Annotated in this window: 22 protein-coding genes, 1 pseudogene and 1 riboswitch; of the genes and pseudogenes, 8 read left to right on the forward strand and 15 right to left on the reverse strand. The window is 49.7% G+C overall.

What is annotated here, in order from left to right; translation table 11 throughout:
* Positions 1-66: 66 nt before the first annotated feature.
* From HWI92_RS23505 to HWI92_RS25370, 6 genes and pseudogenes are all read right to left on the reverse strand, one after another.
* Positions 67-762, reverse strand: coding sequence for a M15 family metallopeptidase (locus HWI92_RS23505; RefSeq protein ID WP_229248522.1), 696 nt, complete (start codon positions 760-762; stop codon positions 67-69).
* 70 nt (positions 763-832) lie between these two features.
* On the reverse strand, positions 833-1,876 hold the full coding sequence (locus tag HWI92_RS23510; protein ID WP_204659859.1) for a toast rack family protein: 1,044 nt from the start codon (positions 1,874-1,876) through the stop codon (positions 833-835).
* Between the two features lie 3 nt (positions 1,877-1,879).
* Positions 1,880-2,062, reverse strand: coding sequence for a LiaI-LiaF-like domain-containing protein (locus HWI92_RS23515; protein ID WP_204659860.1), 183 nt, complete (start codon positions 2,060-2,062; stop codon positions 1,880-1,882).
* A gap of 29 nt (positions 2,063-2,091) precedes the next feature.
* Positions 2,092-2,706 carry a PspC domain-containing protein gene (locus HWI92_RS23520; protein ID WP_204659861.1) on the reverse strand — a complete coding sequence of 205 codons (615 nt, stop codon included), beginning with the start codon at positions 2,704-2,706 and terminating at the stop codon, positions 2,092-2,094.
* A 147-nt stretch (positions 2,707-2,853) separates the two neighbouring features.
* Entirely contained in the window at positions 2,854-3,477 is a 624-nt protein-coding gene (locus HWI92_RS23525) for a hypothetical protein (RefSeq protein ID WP_204659862.1), read from the reverse strand.
* Positions 3,478-3,587: 110 nt separating this feature from the next.
* Positions 3,588-3,710, reverse strand: a pseudogene (locus HWI92_RS25370) (DUF2442 domain-containing protein); the annotation flags it as partial.
* Here HWI92_RS25370 and HWI92_RS25375 point away from each other — a divergent pair.
* A complete protein-coding gene (locus HWI92_RS25375; protein WP_229249431.1) occupies positions 3,660-3,833 on the forward strand; it encodes a hypothetical protein in 174 nt (57 codons plus the stop codon). The pseudogene HWI92_RS25370 and the gene HWI92_RS25375 sit on opposite strands and share 51 nt — an antisense overlap.
* On the opposite strand, the gene HWI92_RS23535 is transcribed toward HWI92_RS25375, so the two are convergent.
* From HWI92_RS23535 to fumC, 6 genes are all read right to left on the reverse strand, one after another.
* The gene (locus tag HWI92_RS23535; protein ID WP_204659863.1) at positions 3,823-4,065 is read right to left on the reverse strand and encodes a DUF4160 domain-containing protein; all 243 of its coding nucleotides are present in this window, start codon (positions 4,063-4,065) and stop codon (positions 3,823-3,825) included. The two genes, HWI92_RS25375 and HWI92_RS23535, sit on opposite strands and share 11 nt — an antisense overlap.
* A gap of 83 nt (positions 4,066-4,148) precedes the next feature.
* Positions 4,149-5,291 (reverse strand): aldose epimerase family protein, encoded by a 1,143-nt coding sequence (locus HWI92_RS23540; protein ID WP_204659864.1) that lies wholly within the window; start codon positions 5,289-5,291, stop codon positions 4,149-4,151.
* A gap of 40 nt (positions 5,292-5,331) precedes the next feature.
* The gene (gene galK, locus HWI92_RS23545; RefSeq protein WP_204659865.1) at positions 5,332-6,504 is read right to left on the reverse strand and encodes a galactokinase; all 1,173 of its coding nucleotides are present in this window, start codon (positions 6,502-6,504) and stop codon (positions 5,332-5,334) included.
* Positions 6,505-6,520: 16 nt separating this feature from the next.
* Complete coding sequence (locus HWI92_RS23550; RefSeq protein WP_204659866.1) at positions 6,521-7,462, reverse strand: D-2-hydroxyacid dehydrogenase; 942 nt, start codon at positions 7,460-7,462, stop codon at positions 6,521-6,523.
* Positions 7,463-7,486: 24 nt separating this feature from the next.
* Positions 7,487-8,029, reverse strand: a complete 543-nt coding sequence (locus HWI92_RS23555; RefSeq protein ID WP_204659867.1) for a HEAT-like fold family protein — start codon at positions 8,027-8,029, stop codon at positions 7,487-7,489.
* Between the two features lie 65 nt (positions 8,030-8,094).
* Positions 8,095-9,495, reverse strand: a complete 1,401-nt coding sequence (gene fumC / locus HWI92_RS23560; RefSeq protein WP_204659868.1) for a class II fumarate hydratase — start codon at positions 9,493-9,495, stop codon at positions 8,095-8,097.
* 235 nt (positions 9,496-9,730) lie between these two features.
* Positions 9,731-9,948, forward strand: a riboswitch (cobalamin riboswitch).
* A 67-nt stretch (positions 9,949-10,015) separates the two neighbouring features.
* Between fumC and metE the strand changes: the two genes are divergently transcribed.
* From metE to HWI92_RS23595, 7 genes are all read left to right on the forward strand, one after another.
* Entirely contained in the window at positions 10,016-12,340 is a 2,325-nt protein-coding gene (metE, locus tag HWI92_RS23565) for a 5-methyltetrahydropteroyltriglutamate--homocysteine S-methyltransferase (RefSeq protein ID WP_204659869.1), read from the forward strand.
* 10 nt (positions 12,341-12,350) lie between these two features.
* Positions 12,351-12,743: an acyl-CoA thioesterase gene (locus tag HWI92_RS23570; protein ID WP_204659870.1), complete on the forward strand. Its 393-nt coding sequence runs from the start codon at positions 12,351-12,353 to the stop codon at positions 12,741-12,743.
* Positions 12,744-12,754: 11 nt separating this feature from the next.
* Positions 12,755-13,873, forward strand: coding sequence for an acyltransferase family protein (locus HWI92_RS23575; RefSeq protein ID WP_204659871.1), 1,119 nt, complete (start codon positions 12,755-12,757; stop codon positions 13,871-13,873).
* Positions 13,874-14,009: 136 nt separating this feature from the next.
* Entirely contained in the window at positions 14,010-15,044 is a 1,035-nt protein-coding gene (locus HWI92_RS23580) for an SGNH/GDSL hydrolase family protein (RefSeq protein ID WP_204659872.1), read from the forward strand.
* A gap of 41 nt (positions 15,045-15,085) precedes the next feature.
* Positions 15,086-16,948, forward strand: coding sequence for a carbamoyltransferase family protein (locus HWI92_RS23585; RefSeq protein ID WP_204659873.1), 1,863 nt, complete (start codon positions 15,086-15,088; stop codon positions 16,946-16,948).
* A 39-nt stretch (positions 16,949-16,987) separates the two neighbouring features.
* Positions 16,988-17,137 carry a DUF5989 family protein gene (locus tag HWI92_RS23590; RefSeq protein WP_204659874.1) on the forward strand — a complete coding sequence of 50 codons (150 nt, stop codon included), beginning with the start codon at positions 16,988-16,990 and terminating at the stop codon, positions 17,135-17,137.
* Positions 17,138-17,144: 7 nt separating this feature from the next.
* On the forward strand, positions 17,145-17,513 hold the full coding sequence (locus HWI92_RS23595; protein WP_204659875.1) for an SxtJ family membrane protein: 369 nt from the start codon (positions 17,145-17,147) through the stop codon (positions 17,511-17,513).
* A 10-nt stretch (positions 17,514-17,523) separates the two neighbouring features.
* Here the strand turns inward: HWI92_RS23595 and HWI92_RS23600 are convergent, their stop codons facing one another.
* From HWI92_RS23600 to HWI92_RS23610, 3 genes are all read right to left on the reverse strand, one after another.
* Entirely contained in the window at positions 17,524-18,411 is an 888-nt protein-coding gene (locus tag HWI92_RS23600) for a Ppx/GppA phosphatase family protein (protein ID WP_204659876.1), read from the reverse strand.
* An 89-nt stretch (positions 18,412-18,500) separates the two neighbouring features.
* The gene (locus tag HWI92_RS23605; RefSeq protein WP_229248524.1) at positions 18,501-19,919 is read right to left on the reverse strand and encodes a hypothetical protein; all 1,419 of its coding nucleotides are present in this window, start codon (positions 19,917-19,919) and stop codon (positions 18,501-18,503) included.
* Positions 19,909-20,523 carry an RNA polymerase sigma factor gene (locus tag HWI92_RS23610; protein ID WP_204659877.1) on the reverse strand — a complete coding sequence of 205 codons (615 nt, stop codon included), beginning with the start codon at positions 20,521-20,523 and terminating at the stop codon, positions 19,909-19,911. Before HWI92_RS23610 ends, HWI92_RS23605 begins: the two co-directional genes overlap by 11 nt.
* Positions 20,524-20,620: the final 97 nt, after the last annotated feature.

The following is a 20,620-nucleotide window of genomic DNA, read 5'->3' on the forward strand; positions in this document are numbered from 1 at the left end:
AACTGTTTTCTCCTGTGACAATTCACCTGCCTTATACCCCTATGCCCGGAAAGAAATTTATCGGGCTCACGGGATCATGCCGTACCTGGCTTTCGCCTGGCTCTTGGACATCCCGTCAAAGTGCCACCATTCCGTAGTATTAGCACGAAATCCGGCCTCCACCATCACTTTACGAAGGAGCTCCCTGCTCGCAACCTGCTGGCGGGACAGCTTTCCGGTGCGCAGCATTTCCTGCTCTTTGCGGGGATATGCGAGCGGACCAAAAAAGTCGAACCTGGTTCCCATGTCCAGCGGCCTGCCTTTTTCGTCTGTAATGGTAAGGTCAATGGCACAGCCGAAGTTGTGGTTGGAGCCGATTTTGGGATCGGCCACGTACATGGTTTTGCTACCCGCCGGTATTTTGAGTGCGTCCAGCGCATTCCAGAGGTCATACTGCGCAGCATTGGGCCGGGCTGCATCGTACACCAGCAGTTTGTATCCGGGGTGCAGCCGGCGTAGCTGAGCACTGGCCCTGGCCAGCCTTTTAGCCATTTCCGGTTGCAGATAAGCCCTTTTCAGTTCACCGTATACATTTCTTCCCATGAAGTTATCACTGGTTGCATATTTAAGCTCGACTGAAATGTCCGGATCAATGCTTTGGATATTCACCAGGCCACGGTCCAGCATGCGCTGCTCGACAGCCGGGACAGCATTTTGTTTTTTTTGACCGAAACAAAAAAGAACTGTAAAGGAGAAAAGAAGCGTAAGGCTGTGGGTAGACATAAAAAAATGGATAACGTTGCGCAGCGGCAAAGATATCCATTTGAAGAAATTCTGTTCTAAAAGTCGGGTACTAGTACCTTTTGATGTGAATGCTGGTGAGTCCGCCTTCAAAGTGGATGACAACTTTTTTGGCAGCGGATGCGAAGTTGGATGAGCGGTACAGTCCTGAATTGATGCGGTCGAGATCGTCCATTTGTTTGGCATTCAGCGCACCGTCGAGATGCAGCTCACAGCCTACTGACTGCGGCACCTCCAATGTAATGGAAGCTACACCCGCTTCAATCTCTACATCAGCATTGTCAATTCTGTCGCCCAGCCGGATGTCCATATCGGCTACGCCCGTGCTCACTTTCAGTTTCTCAACTTTGTATTTGCTGAAATCAAAATCACCTTTTCCGGCTCCGATGCCCAGATCGATATTCCATACCGGACGCTCGTTGAGCTGTATCTTCGCCTGATTTGAAATCTCACCTTTCTTGATCTTCACATTGCCTTCCTCCATTTTAAGGTTGACGATGGCAGAATTATCGAGCTTGTTGATGGAAGTATTGGACAAAAATCCTACGAAGCTGCTTTTGGTATTGGCTTCGAAGAGCTTGGATGTATTTCCCGCAAGCGTAAATGATCCTGCGCCTCCTTCGAGGTGAAAGCTGGCCTTCCGGATAAAATCCTCCATTTCATACTTGTAGGATCCATTGATAGGCTTGTTGCCATCGCGCCGCTCCTGCTGGTAGCCCTCGTCTTTGTTTTCATCCCCACTATCCTCATCGTCATCATCGTTATGTCCGTCATTCCAGGCGTGATTTTCATTGTCATCGTCGTCATCATCCCAGTTGAAGCTCCATTTGTCGTGATCGTTGTTGAATGCACGCTGGGTACGGTTTACGATCCCGCCGAATACCGCAAGGATAATCAGCAGTCCCGCAACACCCCCGGTAGCACCGCGCTCACGGCCGCCAGCCAGCAGCAGCACGCCCGCGCCGATCAGCAGGACAGGCCAGTAAGGGAGTACTTCGTCCCATTGTATATGCAAAAGATCCAGATTCCGGAGCAGCCACAGCATACCCAGTATAACCAGCACACCTCCCCAGACAATTCCGCGTGAGTTTTTCATGGCTTAAATGTTTGTTCTGTTGGGAGAATCAGTCAGAAAGTTGCGCAGCAGCAGCAGTCCGCCTGTGGTAATCAGGATTACCGGCCAGAAAAAGCGGCCGAAATCAATGCTGGTAAGTTCTTCTACCAGAAAGAGGGAGCCTGTGATAATCAGGATAACACCCCAGAAAATATGACGAAAGTTCATGGCTATATTCATTTTAAGGTTAAACAAAACTAGTTGACTTTGATAATCGGATCATCCTCGCCGGGTTTGTCAAGCTCGGGATCTTCGGGAAAATGCGAGCCAGGTGCCACAGGAGGCGTAAATGGCCGGTAGGGCTGGGGATCGGGCGTCGGCGTCACCGGATCTATAGGCGGGGGCGTGGTCGGATATATCTTGCTTTCCGTATCCCTGTCCTTCTGCCGCAGGATGAGAAAAGCCCCGATGGCAATCAGTACAATGGGCCAGAAGTATTCCTTAAACCGGTACCAGATCGGGAAATCGTCGACCAGCATAACAATTCCAAAAAATACCAGCACACCACCCAGTATCATCACAGTCTGGTCAGAACGCTTTTTATCCCAGACCGGATCCGAAGCCGTGGCAGGCTCGCCGTTGAAAGTAGTATGGGATGTGTAAACATGTCCCGCGGGACCAACCGGCAGTACTGCCCAGAGAATGATGTAGATCAATCCTGTCCACCCAAAGCTGGGCGGGATCGGCAGTAACAGCATCACGACAAAAAGAACCCTTACAATCACTACGTCGATCTGCAAATATTGGGCAATTCCGGAAGCTACTCCGCCAAAAACAGCGTGCTCTGGGATGCGGTGCAATTTCTTTTCCATTGTTCTTCTGATTGATTTGCAATCAAAGGTAGTAGGTAATACAAGATACTGATAGATGGAAAATTATTATCGGCAGAACGACGTGTTAAGCGGATTATTTTGATGAAAATGCTACTTAGCTTTCAGGTGGAGGGATGTATTTGGCAGCTATTGTTCTTCCAGGGCTTCCAGGATGTCCATCATGGATCCGAAGTCTTTGTACCCGGGGCGGATTTCCTCGCTCCCCCTAAGCGCGATGCCGGCGTTTGGTACAGCTTCTACAAGCTCTCCGACACTGGCTTCATCATCCAGACCGAATCCTACCAGCAGCGGATATTCTGCGCTGAGGTTTTTAAGAGTCTGCAGCCAGTCACTGCTTAATCCGGTATTTTCATCGCTTTCCAGCAGAAAGTAGGCAACTTCACCTTCGTACCTGCCCAGCAGCGAGCCAAGTTCGTCGGGACCGTAGTAATCCACATTAATGCGGAGGATCAGTGGCAGGTTCAGCTCGCTGCGGAGATAATTGAGCAGGCCGGGTGTTTCGACCTGGATCATGTGTACGGGATAGCTTTCCAGTACTTTCAGGATTGTATGCGGGTCTGTTTCAGATGTCTCGGCAATGAGGGTAACACCCGCCAGCCAGGAGCATATATCTTCAAACTTTTTGGGTGCAATGTAATTAGGAGCGTGTTCATCAATGGAGAAACCCAGCATTTCCACCCCCATGCCGGCACAATAACGTGCGTCGGAGAGGTTGGTAACGTTGCTGATCTTAACAGTTTTCGTAAGCATTTCGGTTGAATTCTTTGTGAGTCTTCATGCGCAGCCATCCTGGCAGTTTCTTCCAATAGAAGACCCCGCAGACTGAGGTCAGCATCAAGCTGCGTCCAGTGAATGCCTGAGGCAGTCACTTCATATTGTGAAAGCTCCGATGCCGATGCGGTGGCTAATACAGGATACGAAGATAGGCGGCAATGAATGATTTTGCGGTTGTTCAGGACAAAAATCGCCAGGTCGAGGTCCACAAAAGCAACGAAATGCTGAATTTCAAGATCAGTCAATGCAATGATCTGATCCAGGTCGTCCGCTGCTTTAAAGACATCGTTGTCGTCGGCATCGGAGAGAAAACCGGACAATCTATCGCTTAAAGGCAAGGTGCCAGGCTGCAATGATTTTTTCATGGTGATCCGTCAAAATTTGAATAATGTCTCTGATTTCTTTCTTCTTAAATCCTTTATTGAATGTGATGTCGAGCATGGATAGAAGCACAATGCGTGCGGTGCAATCGCCCCTGGAAACATGAATGTGAGTCGGCTCATGTTCATTCAGATAAAAGAAAAACCTAAATCCCTGAATGTAAAGGATTGTGGGCGTATCCAAATTTACTTAAATCAGTAAAACAAAAAAAGACAGCCAGCATGCTGTGCACACTAGCTGTCTTTAGACGTGAAAATTAATTCAGGTCACTTCACTGAAAACCTGTACTTGGTAGTTGTATTATACGTGTCTCCCGGGTTCAGGGTTGTGCTGGGGAATGCGGGATGGTTGGGCGAATCGGGATAGTGCTCCGTTTCAAGGCATAGGCCGAAACGCTTGGCATAGGTAGCACCTTTGCCCTGCAGACTTCCATCGAGGAAGTTACCGCTGTAAAACTGCACCGCAGGCTCAGTTGTGAATGCTTCCAGCACACGTCCGCTTTCGGGATCTTTCACCGTGGCAAAATGCATCATGCCCGGCTGGGTACGCTTGATAACCCAGCAGTGGTCGTACCCGCCGCCATTTTTGATCTGCTCATCTTCCGTTTTGTTGATACCGGCATTGATCTTGGTCGGTTTTCTGAAATCAAAAGGAGTGCCGTCCACCGCGCGGAGCTTGCCGGTAGGAATCAGCGTACTGTCTACCGGTACAATGCTGTCGGACAGGATCGTTACTTCATGATCCAGGATATCCCTTTTCAGTCCGGAAAGATTGAAGTAAGAGTGGTTGGTAAGGTTTACCACGGTTGGCTTGTCGGTCGTCGCCTGATAGTTGATCGACAATGCATTGTCATTATCCAGCGTATAGGTGACCTTCACAGTGAGTGTTCCCGGATAACCTTCCTCCATGTCTTTACTTACATAATCAAGCTGAAGTCCCACTGCCGAGTCACTTTTGATCTCGGTAGCCTTCCACACCACTTTGTCAAAACCCTTGATCCCTCCATGCAGAGAATTGGGACCGTTGTTGACGGGCAAAGTATATTCTTTTCCGTTCAGGGTAAATTTACCTTTGGCGATACGGTTACCATAACGGCCTACCAGCGCGCCGAAAAACGGGCTGTCTTTCAGATATGGAGCCAGGGAGTCAAATCCGAGCACAACATCGGTCCAGCCGCCATTTTTATCCGGAGCAGTAAGTTTGGTAATGATGCCGCCATAATTGGTTATGTTAACGGTCATCCCGTTTGCATTGGTAAGTGTATACAGGTCCACAGACTGACCGTCCGGCGCTTCACCGAAAACTTCTTTGGAAATGGTACTGATCATAGTTTCGTCCTTCTTGTTTTTTGAGCAGCTGAACAGGGCAATGCAGGCCAGCAGCAGCATGGGAGATAACAGGTTTTTCATTTTTTATGGTCAAAAGTTTGGGATTGAAAGTGGATGCAGGTTATAACACTTCACCGGTACCCTCTGTAATTTTTACGCGGTAACAAGGCAGCTCAATGTCGTATTTACTTTTATAGGCAGACTTCATCGTTTCCTCGAATGCATCCGCCGCTTCTTTTCTGAGAAGATTGATGGTACAGCCGCCGAAACCGCCGCCCATCATTCGCGCGCCGATCACGTCGGGATTGTTGCGGGTAAGGTCCACCAGGTAGTCGAGCTCGGGGCAGCTTACCTCGTATTCGTGCTGCAGACCATCGTGGGTTGCATACATTTTTTTGCCAAAATCATCCATGCGACCTTCCACAAGCATATCACATGCTTCCTGTACCCTGCGTATTTCCTCTGTAATAAACTTGCAGCGGCGATAAACCACATCCCCCAGCTCATCCTTATGCTCCTCTACCAGCTCGGGCGACGCATCACGGAGGCTCTGTATGTCAGCATGATACTGTTGCAGTACAGACACGCCCTTTTCGCATTCGAGCCGCCTTGTATTGTATTCCGAACTTGCCAGCGAGTGCTTCACAGAAGTGTCGCAAAGCACCAGCAGGTAGTCGTGCATGGGGAATGGAAAATACTGATATTCGAGGGAGCGGCAATCAAGGCGGATCACGGCCTCTTCCTTACCGAAAGCCGAGGCAAACTGATCCATAATGCCGCATTGCACACCTACATATTCATTTTCGGCTTTCTGCGACATTTTTACAATTGTAAAACGATCGAGACCGAGGCCATAGAGTTCATTCAGTGCAAAAAGCAGGCAGCACTCCAATGCAGCAGAAGACGAAAGTCCGGCGCCTACCGGCACATCACCCCCAAATGCAGCCTGGAAACCGCCGATCATGAGTCCTTTTTTCTGAATCTGCTCAATAATGCCCAGCTGGTAATGCGGCCAGTGCTGCTCGGGTTTGGAGAGGTCGTTCAAGGCAAATGAATAAGTCTCGTCCAGGTCTGCCGCATGCAGGATCACGCGATCATCCTCGCGGGGCGCAATTACAAAGTACACTGCTTTATCCACACTTGCCGGCAGTACAAATCCATTGTTGTAGTCGGTATGCTCACCAATGAGGTTAATGCGGCCCGGCGACCTGAAAATCCTGTATTTTGCCTCGCTGCCAAACGCCTGCAAATATTTATTCCTGATGGTCTCCGCAACCGGGTTGGTCGTTGTCATGTATTGAGTGGTCTGTTTAATAACCTTTCCGAAGGTCTATTTCATCTACGATATTGCCGCCGTTTTCAAGGGCAAAGGTATTATTCAGGAAAAGGTCTACTTTTCCCACATTTTCGTCTTTGTGACCGCCTCCGGTATGCTGGGTAAGAATTACATTATCCATTTTCCAAAGCGGATTATCCGTGTCCAGGGGCTCCTTGTAGGTCACGTCCAGCACTGCGCCGTCCAGCTTTCCGGCACGGAGTATTTCGATCAGTGCATTTTCGTCGGTCGTATTGCCCCGGCCCACACTGGCGTATACGCTCCCTGGCTTCATGCTTTCAAAAAATGCCTGATCAGCAAAATGATGGGCAGTGCCAGGCAGAGTGTTGATCACCAGGTCCGTGTTGGGCAACTCTTCAAGCAGCTCCTCCCGGGTATGCAGCGTGGCATTGGGCGATGTGCGGGCCATTAACCGGATGTTGCAATCAAGCCCCTGCAAAATGGCGTGCACTGCCTGGCCGATCGTCCCGGCACCGAGCACCACCACATTCTGGCCATGTATGATTTTGAGTTCAGCCCGCATCCGGGAGCCTATCCATTCCGCATTTTGCTTCAGAAGCGTAAGCTTGTCAATTCCCCGGTACAGCGCCAGTACGCCGCCCACGATGGTTTCTGCACAGGGCCGGGCAAACCAGTTGCCCATATTGGCCACGCGCACGCCCTCTTTCAGCAATACACTGGAATACTGGTCGAAACCGGCCGAATCCAGCTGCCAGAAAACGAGGTTTTGCGGGTTTTCGGAAAACCATTCTTTCGGTGGGTTCCCGAGGATGTACTCAGCTTTCAGAAAGTTGCTTTTTGCTTCCTCGTTACCGGTGGTTTCTGTCCGGAAAAAGATCTGGTGCTGGGTCGAAAGGGCTTCACCAAGCCGGTTCTTCAGCGCTTCTTCCAGCAGGGAATGACAGTAAATGAACATTTGAAAATAAGTTTAAAGAGCGGATCAAGGCCTTTTGCCAGCTTGCGGGCCTCTAAGTTTAGCTAAAATTTTCTTACCACGGGACTGGAACGCAGGTGTTTCATAATCTATATTCTCCTCAATAATTACGCGCAGTTCATTACCGAGCTCGGGATAAATGCGGGATAAATTAAAAAGAACGGTTAACGAAAAAGCCTTTACCGCAATGCTGGTGCGCCTGTTCTGCACAAAGTCAAAGCATATGTTGATCAGCTCAGCGTGCAGGTTCTCAGGAATCCTGACTTCTTCCAGAATGCGGATACTGTTGCGGATCACCGCTTCATGGACATCCTTCCTGCTAAGCTGCGCCACCAGTTTGTCCACATAGGGTTCCATCAGGTCCGGCCGCTGCCTTGCTGCCATGCTCAGACTGTACGCAGCCCGCTGTGCAAGCCGGTACTCATCCGAAACAAAGCATTCAAAAAGTACTGCAAAAGCCTCCGGCGAGGAGCAGGCATGCTGCGCAACTGACCCGGCTACTTCTTTTGACTGGTATGCTGGCGTGAGCAGCGTTTTACTGATGTTCATCCCGGGACGGCGGTAATAGCAAATGCCCCGCCAGAGCGGAGCATTTTGCCGTATTTAGTCAAAAGTTATCGGTTCGAACCCACCATTTCTTCCGGTTTTACCCATGCGTCAAATTCCTCCGGTGTAAGGTAGCCGAGTGCCACGGCAGTTTCTTTCAGCGTGGAACCATTTTTGTGCGCGGTTTGGGCAATTTCGGCCGCTTTGTAATAGCCTATTTTGGTGTTCAGTGCGGTTACCAGCATCAGCGAGTTGTTCACGTGCTTGCGGATATTCTCGTGGATCGGCTCAATGCCTACGGCGCAGTTGTCATTGAAAGACACACAAACATCACCGATCAGCCTGGCCGAATGCAGGAAATTGTAGGCCATCAATGGTTTGAAAACATTCAGCTCGAAATGCCCGTTGGACCCGCCGATACTGATTGCCACATCATTTCCCATGACCTGCGCTGCAACCATCGTAATCGCCTCGCATTGGGTAGGATTTACCTTACCCGGCATGATGGAGCTGCCGGGTTCGTTATCCGGAATGTGGATCTCGCCTATGCCCGCACGGGGTCCTGACGAAAGCATGCGGATGTCATTCCCGATCTTCATCAGGCTTACTGCTACGGTTTTCAGCGCACCATGTGCTTCTACGATGGCGTCATGGGCTGCCAGGGCTTCAAATTTGTTTTCTGCAGTAATAAAAGGCAGGCCTGTGAGGGCAGCAATGTGGTGTGCTACATTTTCAGAGTAACCTTCGGGCGTGTTGATCCCTGTTCCTACGGCGGTACCGCCCAGCGCCAGCTCAGACAAATGTCCCAGCGAGTTGTAGATGGCACGAAGCCCATGGTCCAGCTGCGAAGCATAGCCCGAAAACTCCTGCCCGAGCGTCAGCGGCGTGGCATCCATAAAGTGCGTACGGCCGATTTTTACCACATCACGAAAAGCTTCCGATTTTGCTTTCAGCGTATCACGCAGTTTGGTGATGCCCGGAATGGTAACGTCGATCAATATTTTGTATGCCGCAATGTGCATCGCGGTAGGGTAAGTATCATTGGACGACTGCGACTTGTTTACATCGTCATTGGGATGCAGGAACTTTGTTTTGTCTGCCAGGTCGCCGCCCTGCAATACGTGACCGCGGTAGGCGACCACTTCGTTCACATTCATATTGGATTGCGTTCCTGAGCCTGTTTGCCATACAACAAGGGGAAACTGGTCATCCAGCTGCTCGGTCAGGATCTCGTCGCACACCTGCCCGATGAGGTCGCTTTTTTCCCTGGGCAGCACGCCGGCCTCAAAGTTGGTGATCGCGGCGGCTTTTTTCAGGTAGGCAAATGCCTTGATAATCTCTTTCGGCATCTTGTTGATGTCCTGTGCAATTGGGAAGTTCTGGATCGAACGCTGTGTCTGAGCGCCCCAGTACACGTGGGCAGGGACCTGTACTTCGCCCATGGTGTCTTTTTCTATACGGTATTCCATTTCGTTGTGTTAAAAAGAAAATGATTAAGCCTATATGGCGTAAAGTTAGGTTCGGGCTTGGAGTTTCCTGAGTTTTTTATGGATAAATGTTTTCTCCAAACCTACATTTAAAATTGGCTTAAAAGATAATTTATCCCTTGTGAAAACCCATTTATACCCCTGTTCACTTAAATGGAAGCATGCATTCCGGCGGTACCTGCAACCGTCCTACTTTTGTCATGTTCATAACGAACGCCCGTCAATCGGGATAGTGGTTGAAGCTGCCGGAGCCCTCTGCCGGAAGCGATCATGAAAAAGGAACCGTGTGCAATTCACGGGCAGTCGTGCTACTGTAAGTACCCGTTTTGCTGTCTGCAAAGCAGTTTTTCACCCAGGCGTCCCATTGTTTTTTAAAGCGAGAAGGGCGGTGAAAATGGTACAAGCCAGGAGACTTGCCGCTATCCTCAATGGCTGATCCCTCACGAATGGGGACCTGTCAAGCATTGTAAGGGTTTTTGATAACTCTTTAACAACAAATGCTATGTTGTCTCACAACCTGGGCTACCCGCGTGTAGGTGCCCGCCGCGAACTCAAAAAAGCCTGCGAACAATTCTGGGCCGGGAAATCGGACCGCGATACGTTGCAGAAAACCGCCCGTCAGCTCCGTCATCAGAACTGGGAAACACAAAAAGCTGCCGGTATCAGTCTCATTCCGTCCAACGATTTTTCGCTCTACGACCAGGTACTGGATACTTCCCTGATGGTAGGCGCTATTCCCGGCCGCTACCTGCAGTTGCTGGATGGAAAAACCAACCGCGAGCTCGACCTGTACTTCGCCATGGCGCGGGGGATCCAGCGCGAGGGTGTGGACATTAAAGCCATGGAAATGACCAAGTGGTTTGATACCAACTACCATTATATTGTACCCGAATTTACCAGGGATCAGCAGTTCAACCGCTACTCTGATCAGGTGATTCTTGATTTTGAAGATGCACGTCAGGCGGGCATTCTTACCAAGCCCGTGCTCGTGGGACCGGTGACTTACCTGTGGTCGGGCAAGGAAAAAGAAGCAGGGTTTGAGCGGATCGACCTGCTTGAAAATCTTTTGCCCGTATATATTTCCATTCTCAAAGAGCTCGCTTCTATGGGTGCGGAATGGGTGCAGCTGGATGAGCCGTGCCTCGTAACCGACCTGACAGAAAAGGAAAAAAAGGCGTTAATTACCGCATATACCACGATCAGAGAGACGGTACCACAATTGAAATTACTGGTAGCGACCTATTTCGGGGCGCTGGAAGACAATCTTCCGACAGCAATAAACCTGCCCGTCGATGCACTGCATATCGACCTGACCCGAGGCGCCGAAACGTTGCCGGCGATCCTGGCTGAGGAATCTTTTGTTTTGTCGGATAAAAAGCTGTCACTGGGTGTGGTGGATGGCCGTAATATCTGGAAAAATGATTTTGCCGGATCAATCCGTTTTATCCGGCAGGCTGCGGACGTGCTCGGAACTGACCGCGTGCTGGTGGCACCTTCGTGCTCGCTGCTGCACAGCCCCTACGACCTCGACCTGGAAACCAATGAAGCTGTACTGACCCCGGAAATCAAGAACTGGATGTCATTTGCCAAACAAAAACTGACCGAAGTAGCTGCGCTGACGGCCCTGGCACAAACAGATTTTGAGGACGATGAGCGGTTTACAGGCAACCAGCGCGCAATCGAAAGCCGCAAAACTTCCCCGCTGATCCACAAGCCTGACGTAAAAGCCCGGGCAGCGGCAATAGTCGAAAGTGATTTTGAAAGACAAAGTGCATTCCCTGCCCGGCAGCAGATCCAGCTGGACAAACTCAAACTTCCGCTGTTTCCCTCCACCACCATCGGCTCATTTCCGCAGACAGACGAGATCCGCCAGCTGCGTGCCCAGTTGAAAAAGGGATTGCTGACCGCGGAAGAATATGAAGAAAAGATCCGGGAAGAGATCGTCAGCTCGCTGCGCTGGCAGGAAGCGCTGGATATTGACGTGCTCGTGCATGGCGAGTTTGAACGCAACGATATGGTGGAGTACTTCGGCGAGAGCTTGTCGGGATTTGTATTTACTGAAAACGGATGGGTGCAAAGCTATGGCAGCCGCTGCGTGAAGCCACCGGTAATTTACGGCGACGTGGCCCGGCCCGACGCGATGACGGTTAAATGGTCGGCTTTTGCGCAGGCCAACTCCGACCGCCTGGTGAAAGGAATGCTCACAGGTCCCGTGACGATCCTTCAATGGTCGTTTGTGCGCGATGATCAGCCAAGAAAAGACACAACTTTCCAGATCGCGCTCGCCATCCGGGATGAAGTAACTGATCTTGAAAAAGCAGGTATCAAAGTAATCCAGATCGACGAACCTGCAATCCGCGAAGGCTTGCCGCTCCGGCAATCGGCCTGGGAAGCATACCTGCAGTGGGCTGTGGATGCATTTCGCCTGAGCGCGGCCGGGGTAGCCGACCGTACGCAGATCCACACGCACATGTGCTACTCCGAGTTCAATGATATCATTGATTCCATTGCTGCGATGGATGCGGATGTGATCACGATTGAGACGTCGCGCTCGCAGATGGAGCTTCTGGATGCATTTGCGAAATTCAACTACCCCAACGAGATCGGACCGGGTGTGTACGACATTCATTCGCCCCGGGTACCCGGCGTGGATGAAATGACCGAGCTTCTTCAGAAAGCATTGCAGGTGATCCCGGCCCGCAATCTCTGGGTAAATCCCGACTGCGGTTTGAAAACCAGAAAGTGGCCGGAAACAGAAGCTGCTTTGCGTAATATGATTTCTGCGGCTAAATTGCTGCGCGAATCGGTTGCGCTAGCTCCCCATTAATCCCGGCATTTTGACGATAGAAGAAAAAATACAAGCATCAGAGACAAGGGTATTCAAGACGGTTTTTCCGAACAATACCAATCATTACGATACATTGTTCGGCGGAACCGCCTTGTCTATGATGGACGAAACTGCCTTTATAGCAGCCACCAGGTTCTGCCGCCTGCGGCTCGTCACCGTCTCCACCGACCGCATTGATTTCACCCACCCGATTCCGGCAGGCTCCATTATTGAGCTGGTAGGCCGGGTGGAAACCGTCGGAAACACGAGCATCAAGGTGCGGGTGGATATTTATGTAGAAAAAATGTATGAAGAATCCCGGGAAAAAGCGGTCACCGGGATTTTTACTTTAGTGGCCATCGATGAGGATCACCGGCCTGTGAAGATACTCAGTACTCCGTAACCGCACCGATCATGGAACAAAAGCCATCGGGGTACATTGCACAGCTGGACGGACTCAGGGCAATCGCCATTGTGCTGGTTGTACTGTTTCACTGGTTTCCGGAAGGGCAGGGGATCAATGTTATCGCAAATGGTCCGCTGGGTGTCACCCTCTTTTTTGTCCTGAGCGGCTTTCTGATCACGCGCATTCTCCTGTCGAGCCGCAGCTTCCTGCAATCACACGGACTGGCCGCTACGTACAAAAACTTCATGATCAGGCGGGTACTCCGGATATTTCCATTGTACTACCTTACGCTGCTGATCCTCTGGTGCATCCGTTACATTGCTTTTATTCCGAAAGTACCCACACAACTTTACGAGTACCCGCTGTACTACCTTTTATACATTTCCAACTTCCTGATCGAGAAACTGCACGACTGGTCGGATGTACTTTCACCCTTCTGGTCCCTGGCTGTGGAGGAGCAGTTTTACATTATCTGGCCTGTGATCATCCTCACGGTCGCGCCCCGGTACTTACGCAATGTGATTATTTCCATCATCGTAACCGGTATTCTTTCCAGAGGTGTACTGGCATGGTCTGGTTATGCCGAGGGGGTACTCATGCCAACTTGCCTGGACGCATTCGGGCTGGGGGCACTTTGGGCGTATGTTGTCTTTTTTGGTAAAAATGCACAGAAATTCCTGCGATTGTCCGGGTACCTGACATGGGCGGGACTGATCCTATTTCTCTATATCTGTTTTAATGAAGCAACAGTTGTGAAAACGTGGCTGTTCCGGACGTCCATGTCGTTTATATGCCTCTATTTTGTTGCCCGTGCGAGCTATGAAGGTGGTTTCAGTTCAGTTTTTGGTAAAATACTGAACCATGGCAGCCTGCGGTACATTGGCAAGATCAGCTATGGACTTTATGTTTACCACATGCTGGTACCTGCGCTCGTACTTCCGTTTTTGATCAGGTTCCTCAATCGTTTTGCGCATATCAGCCTCAATCCTTCCGAAGCAGAAATGAAAATAGCCAGCCTGGTGCTGCTGGTGATCGTTGCGAGTATTTCCTGGTATGCCTTCGAAGCCCCATTCAATGGACTCAAACGCCATTTCCGGCTCTCTACCATGCGGAGGCCGGTAGAATAGGCATTTCCTCTCACAACCATGCAGGATGTCTGCTTTCGCCGGATAATAAACCTGCCCTGCCGCTCAGTCATCGCTTTTTGGTATTAAGCCGACCATAAGGTACTTGTCACCGCAAAAATCCGCTAAACAGGTCGCGATGATGAGGAAAGCTTTATTCTATTTTATTTTTCTTATCGTTTTATACATCGTCACAGAAATCCTTCTCAGGATAGGCTTACTGTTCCTTGGCTATCCTTTTTTCAAGCCGTCCGACTACATTTTCGTAAAGATTTATCCCAGCTTACACGAGCTGCGGCACAAACAGATCAGTAATACAGACGAAACCATCGATGTGCTCATCCTGGGAGGCTCCGTAGTAAGTCCGGGGTATATGGACTTGGAGCTGCGGCTGGATTCGATATTCAAAAAACAGGACAAACAATTAAGGAAAGTAGCTGTTTACAACGTTGCAGCACCTGCGCATACCTCCCTGGACAATGCGATCAAGTATGAATATCTTAAAAAGCAGAAGTTTGATCTGGTGATCTACTATGAGGCCATCAATGATTTGCATGGAAACAACATTCCGCCCGCATATTACAGGGCGGACTACACGCACATCAAATGGTACAAAGACATTGAGATTTTACGGCGGCACGAAGAAATGGACATCACGGTATTGCCATTTGCCCTGGATTTTGCCTGCAACTACATAAAGGATAAAGTTTCCCGCAGGTTTTACATGACCCAGTATGGTACGGAAGTACGGTACCGCAAGTATGGAGCCGATGTTAAAACAAAGCCAACCTTCGAAAAGAACCTTCGGGTTATCATCAGGCAGGCGAAGGAGTCGGGAGCCAAAATGCTTCTTTTGAGTTATGCATCCTGCTTTCCGGAGAATGTTGTGCTCACCGGCGAAGATGCGGATCTGAAACATTACTGCAAGTGCAGCTTTGCCGTACCCATCTCAATCTGGGGCAAGGCTGAGTACGTAAAAGCCGGTATCGCGACCCACAATCAGGTTATCAGAAAACTTGCATCCTCTACGCCAACACTATATATGGACATGGAGCGGGCCATGCACGGCGATCCCAGGTTCTTTTGTGATGTATGTCATGTCAGCAAAACAGGGGCTCAATACTTTGCCAAAACCCTTGCTGACTTCCTGATCACGAATAATGTGCTTCAATAAAGCGTGAGACAATATTTCGGTTATCAACCTGCGAGTACACCTTGAAAATACTTGGAATATCGGCATTTTATCATGATTCGGCTGCTGCATTGGTAGACAATGGGGTAATTGTTGCAGCTGCGCAGGAGGAGCGTTTTACCCGGAAGAAGCATGATGAAAGTTTTCCTTCCAATGCAATCCGGTTTTGTCTCAGGCACGAAGGGTTTTCCTGGGACGAGATCGATGCTGTCGTATTCTATGACAAACCACTGCTGAAATTTGAGCGTTTGCTGGAAACCTATTATGCATTTGCTCCCAAAGGTCTGAGATCGTTTCTGACTGCCATGCCTGTCTGGATCAAGGAAAAGATGTTCTTGAAGCGCTTAATCCGCCAGGAGCTCGAAAAGCTGGGTTATAAAAAGACGCACAAGGCAAAGCTGCTTTTTCCGGAACACCATCTTTCACACGCAGCCAGCGCATTTTATCCTTCTCCGTTTACCAGATCAGCGATACTAACCATTGACGGAGTAGGGGAGTGGGCAACAGCATCCATCAGCCTCGGCGACGGAAAGGACATTACCATGCTGAAAGAAATGCACTTTCCGCATTCGCTCGGTCTGCTGTATTCTGCATTTACCTACTTTCTTGGGTTCAGGGTTAATTCAGGTGAGTATAAGCTGATGGGGCTTGCTCCTTATGGCGACCCGTCGTCACCGGACGTTGCCAGGTACATGAACGTAATCCTTAATAAGCTCATCCGCCTGAAAGAAGATGGTTCAATATGGCTGAACCAGCAGTATTTTGATTATGCTACCGGGCTGAGGATGGTTAATGAGAAATCCTGGGAGCTTCTTTTCGGATTCCCCGCGCGCAAGCCCGAAGATCCGCTGGAAGCCAGGCATTGTAGCCTGGGACTTGCCATCCAGAACATTACAGAGGAAATCGTGATCAGGATGGCCAGGGAAGCGCAAAGGCTCACCGGCGCTGAATACCTGTGTATGGCCGGTGGAGTAGCACTCAATTGTGTCTCCAACGGCAAGCTGCAAAAAACGGGTTTGTTCAGGGATATTTTCATTCAGCCTGCGGCTGGCGACGCCGGCGGGGCACTCGGAGCGGCACTGGCAGCTGCACACATTTACTTTGGGCAGGACCGTCAGGTGACTGCAGGGATGGATGCCATGTCGGGATCTTTCCTGGGGCCTGCCTTTTCGGACCTGGATGTAATCCAAACCGCACGGAGGTACAAAGCTATTTACACACACTATGACCACTTTGGTGAACTAAGCGATCACGTGGCCGGGCTTCTGGCCGACGGTCATGTGATTGGCTGGGTTCAGGGGCGGATGGAATTTGGGCCCAGGGCACTGGGTGCCAGAAGTATCCTTGGCGATTCCCGTAACCCTGAAATGCAGAAAAAGCTTAACCTGAAAATCAAGTTCAGGGAGTCTTTTCGTCCATTTGCGCCGTCAGTACTGGCCGAGGCATGCAGTGAATACTTCGATTACAAAGGTATATCCCCATATATGCTGCTGGTACATTCGGTGGTATCAGAGATCCGGAATCCGACTCCGGCTAACTACAATGCACTTGAACTTCGCGAAAAATTATATTTCCAGCGCTCGAACCTGCCTTCAGTAACCCATATTGATTACTCCGCCCGCATCCAGACGGTGCATCGTGACACGAATCCCAGGTATTATTCGCTGATTCAGGCATTCAGGGAGCTTACCGGCTGTGCTGTAATTGTTAATACCAGCTTCAATGTACGGGGAGAGCCTATTGTATGTACACCGGAGGATGCGTTCAGGTGCTTCATGCGCACGGAGATGGACTACCTGGTAATAGGTAACTTTGTTTTTGATAAAAAGCAGCAGTTACACTGGGAGGAAAAGGGCAACTGGAAGGAAGAATTTACACTGGATTGATCGTAAAAACTGTCAGAATCATCTTAAAACACCGGGAACATGGACTTTTTATCAGATCTGTTTTTATTTATCAAAGAGCGCAAAAAGTGGGTGCTAGTACCTGTCATTTTCGTACTGCTGCTCATTGGCATTCTGATTGTTATCGGCGGCGGCTCAGCCATAGCACCCTTTATTTACACCCTGTTCTAGCCAGCACATGGAGCATACCGAAGAGGCAAAGTCGCAGCTGGTGATCGTCACCGGCTTGCTGGTTATTTACTTTGTTTTAAAATCAAGGTACCCCTTTCTTTTATGGACCGCTGCCGGAATCGGATTGGTGAGCGTCTTTATTCCGGCAGCGGGCTCATTAATCGTAAAAGTCTGGCTTAAACTGGCTGTAATTTTAGGCAGGATCAATGGGAGCATCCTGCTCACAGCCATTTTCTTTGCAGTACTGCTTCCCATAGCCCTGCTATCCCGAATGCTGGGAAAAGACCCATTGTATTTAAAGCATGGCGAAAGCAGTACTACCTTCAGGGGCAGAAATCACAGGTACTCGGCCAGGGATCTTGAAAAAACCTGGTGAGGCAGCATGCTTAACTGATTTTTTTTCTTCGGCAAGCCCGGTCGTACAGCAGTTGTAAAATACCGTCTTTAAGCCCCAGGTCAGGAACGTGAATAACCTCTGCACCGGCCCACCGCATGGCCGACGTATAAATATCACCGGCTGGTACAATCACATCAGCCCGGTCGGGATTAAGCTGCAATTTGTTAATGCGGTCGGAGAGGGAAAATCCGGAAATGTAATCCTTCACTTTTTCGATCTCAGCCAGCTGAGCCGAGCTTTCCGAGAGTTTTGCGGCAAGGTCAAAGAGCTTGTTGATGTTGCCGCCGGTGCCTACTGCCTGGATAGGCTGGGTATAATCCACATTCTGGTTAATCCATTCCTTGATCTTGATCCATGCATTCTTGGACTCTTTGCCTTCCAGGAGCCTTACCGAGCCCAGCTTGAACGATTTGGCGCAGGTTTTCTGGCGGTCTTTGTACAAATTCAGCTCTGTACTGCCGCCGCCTACGTCGATGTGGATATACTGGCCCTCACCGAGTGACTTCACCACCACATTGTTGACCAGCTCGGCCTCACGCTGCCCGTCAATGATCTGGATATGGATGCCCGTACGCTGCTCAATGTGGTCGCGTACTTCAAAACCATTTTCAGCCTCCCGCATGGCGGATGTGGAACAGGCCATAAAATCGTCCACTTCATGCAGTTCCATGAGAAGCTGGTAAGCCAGCATGAGCTTCATCATGCGGTCTTCACTCATCGCCGAAATGCGGCCCTGCGTAAAAACGTCGTGGCCCAGCCTTAATGGAAAACGGACGTACTCAACTTTTTTAAAACGTGAAATGCCCTCATCATGCAGTACAGAAGAGATCTGCATCCGGGCACCATTGGATCCAATGTCGATTGCTGCGAATTTCAAGAGCTAACGTAGATGGCAGGTAAATAAAGCCAAAAATAGAATTTTCACCGACACTGCGGGCGCCGCCGGCGAAAATTGAAGTCTTTTCATCACAATTTACGACCAATCTGGTACATCAGCTTCACCTTTACACCTGGGCCAGTACTGTGACTGAGAGGGGAAAGTGGCTTGAAATAGGTATAGAGGTAGCCTTCTGCCTGCACTACAATCGGGTGAAATGTTTTTTCAATGCCGAGTGACAGGTTTGCCGAGCTGACAACAGGGTTTTCTGCTTTTTTCTCAAAACTCTGATTATAGTACTGGTTATTGGGCATGCGGCAATCAAACGATATTTTTTCTCTGGATGAAATGTTGATATTGGTGCCGGCCGAGGCATAGTACACCCAATCATTTTTCAGATCATTGCGGAACGCAACTGTCAGGGGTATCTGAACGAGCGTAGGATTTACATTGATATTAAACACTTCCAGTGCCAGGGGTACCTCTCCGGGATGTGACCGCTTGAAATCCCTGCGATTTTTATCCCTGAATATCTTTTCTGTAAAAAACTCCATAGGCTTCACTTTTAGCCAGCTGATGCCGGCCGCCAGCGAAAACTTCCTGGACACAAGGACTTCACCCATGACCGCCTTGGTATTCCCGTTCGTTTCGGCCCCGAAGCTGGCCCCAAACCGGTATGGTACTTTGAGGTTCAGTTTCGGAATCACGTTCGTTGCTTTTGCGGTTTGCGCTGCCTGATCCACAGGCATGGCCGCTTTTGAAAGTTGAGCCGGGCTGCCTGTCAAAGTGCGCTGCACCTGGCGCATGGTAAGCCGGCTTGCCAGGCGGTAGTTCATTTTTCTTGCCACCGAGGTCTCACGGAATATGTCTGTAGGTTCCCGGTAAGCCAGCAAACCCACATTTTCATCCTGACTGCCTGTACGCAACTGATTATCAGAGAGCGCGGAGGCCTGGATAGCATCACCGTCATGTTCTTGAGAAACCCGGATTATGTCGTTTTTGGGCGAAGCAGGTACATCCGTGCGAAGTTGTGGACGGTCTGAACCGGTGCTGCCACGTCCTTCATGCTGGTGCTGTTCTCCCGCAAATGCAATGGTTTCCCGGGATGTCAAACGGTGGCTTCCGGCCTGCCGGGTTGTATTTTCCTGGGTTCCGGACGAAGTCCCGGATTGTGCCGGATAACCTGCCGGACTTTCCTGTACGATATAAACCGTATCTGCGGCGCCGGCAGGTGTTTTTTGCAGGAGCTCAACCTGTTCTTTCAGTGTTTTTACATCCGCAGTCAGGCTCTCGTTTCTCGACAGCTGGCTGGTATACAGGAATGCCATGACAGTGATCACCGATGCCGCGGCTGCGGAGCCGATCCATGATCCGTATTGATGCCAGAATCCCGGAGCTGTGTGGGCCTTCATGTAATGCTGCATGGATGCCCAGTCCTTTTCCTGAAAGTCCGGTTCGATACTTTCTAGTTTCTGGCGTATAGTTTTCTCAAATTTATCAGTTTTCATTGCCTTTGAATGACTTTACGGCCCAATCATTTGGAAAAAGATGTGGGTAATATTGTTTGATCAGATGTTGCAGACGAGCCCGTGCACGAACATAATGTGACCGGACAGTCGCCTCATTGATTTGAAGTAAATCTGCAATTTCCCGGTGATTGTAGCCGTCAACTACATACAATAAAAATACATTTTTATACGTTGGTTTGATCTGCTGGATGAGGTCTAAAATCTCGTCAGCTGTAATCTGACTGATCACATCCTCCTCAAACCTCGGATAAGGCGCGTCTTCCAGGGAAATGATATCTTCGCTATGTTTCTTATGCTTCCGGTAGTAGCTGATCGCCGTATTGACCATAATCGTCCGCAGCCAGGCCTTGAACGGATGATTAGGATCGTACTTGCTGAGGTTGTTGAAAACCTTGAGAAAGCCTTCGTTCAGTACTTCTTCAGCTTCCTCGGTAGTGGCGGTGTACCGGAGGCAAATGCTTTTGGAATAACCGAAAAATTGCTTGTACAAATGTCGTTGTGCCTGTGCATTGCCTTCAATGCAGGCACTAACGACCGTTTCGAAGTCGTTTTCGTCAAAGGATATTTTCCTGCGGAAAAGCAAAAGCTAGGATATCAGATTGTCAGGGTATTGCATTCTTAAAACTGATTACGCTGGTTCGGGGTAGTTTCGTTGCAGAAAAATAAATATTTTTAGACTA

Source organism: Dyadobacter sandarakinus, assembly GCF_016894445.1.
GTDB classification, from domain to species: domain Bacteria; phylum Bacteroidota; class Bacteroidia; order Cytophagales; family Spirosomataceae; genus Dyadobacter; species Dyadobacter sandarakinus.

What these genes read in the sequence shown, in the direction of transcription:
- HWI92_RS23505 (WP_229248522.1), bottom strand. Translation starts at nt 762, where the DNA reads ATGTCTACCCACAGCCTTACGCTTCTTTTCTCCTTTACAGTTCTTTTT.
- HWI92_RS23510 (WP_204659859.1), bottom strand. Translation starts at nt 1,876, where the DNA reads ATGAAAAACTCACGCGGAATTGTCTGGGGAGGTGTGCTGGTTATACTG.
- HWI92_RS23515 (WP_204659860.1), bottom strand. Translation starts at nt 2,062, where the DNA reads ATGAACTTTCGTCATATTTTCTGGGGTGTTATCCTGATTATCACAGGC.
- HWI92_RS23520 (WP_204659861.1), bottom strand. Translation starts at nt 2,706, where the DNA reads ATGGAAAAGAAATTGCACCGCATCCCAGAGCACGCTGTTTTTGGCGGA.
- HWI92_RS23525 (WP_204659862.1), bottom strand. Translation starts at nt 3,477, where the DNA reads ATGCTTACGAAAACTGTTAAGATCAGCAACGTTACCAACCTCTCCGAC.
- HWI92_RS25375 (WP_229249431.1), top strand. Translation starts at nt 3,660, where the DNA reads ATGAATGATTTTGCGGTTGTTCAGGACAAAAATCGCCAGGTCGAGGTC.
- HWI92_RS23540 (WP_204659864.1), bottom strand. Translation starts at nt 5,291, where the DNA reads ATGAAAAACCTGTTATCTCCCATGCTGCTGCTGGCCTGCATTGCCCTG.
- galK (WP_204659865.1), bottom strand. Translation starts at nt 6,504, where the DNA reads ATGACAACGACCAACCCGGTTGCGGAGACCATCAGGAATAAATATTTG.
- HWI92_RS23550 (WP_204659866.1), bottom strand. Translation starts at nt 7,462, where the DNA reads ATGTTCATTTACTGTCATTCCCTGCTGGAAGAAGCGCTGAAGAACCGG.
- HWI92_RS23555 (WP_204659867.1), bottom strand. Translation starts at nt 8,029, where the DNA reads ATGAACATCAGTAAAACGCTGCTCACGCCAGCATACCAGTCAAAAGAA.
- fumC (WP_204659868.1), bottom strand. Translation starts at nt 9,495, where the DNA reads ATGGAATACCGTATAGAAAAAGACACCATGGGCGAAGTACAGGTCCCT.
- metE (WP_204659869.1), top strand. Translation starts at nt 10,016, where the DNA reads ATGTTGTCTCACAACCTGGGCTACCCGCGTGTAGGTGCCCGCCGCGAA.
- HWI92_RS23575 (WP_204659871.1), top strand. Translation starts at nt 12,755, where the DNA reads ATGGAACAAAAGCCATCGGGGTACATTGCACAGCTGGACGGACTCAGG.
- HWI92_RS23580 (WP_204659872.1), top strand. Translation starts at nt 14,010, where the DNA reads ATGATGAGGAAAGCTTTATTCTATTTTATTTTTCTTATCGTTTTATAC.
- HWI92_RS23590 (WP_204659874.1), top strand. Translation starts at nt 16,988, where the DNA reads ATGGACTTTTTATCAGATCTGTTTTTATTTATCAAAGAGCGCAAAAAG.
- HWI92_RS23595 (WP_204659875.1), top strand. Translation starts at nt 17,145, where the DNA reads ATGGAGCATACCGAAGAGGCAAAGTCGCAGCTGGTGATCGTCACCGGC.
- HWI92_RS23605 (WP_229248524.1), bottom strand. Translation starts at nt 19,919, where the DNA reads ATGAAAACTGATAAATTTGAGAAAACTATACGCCAGAAACTAGAAAGT.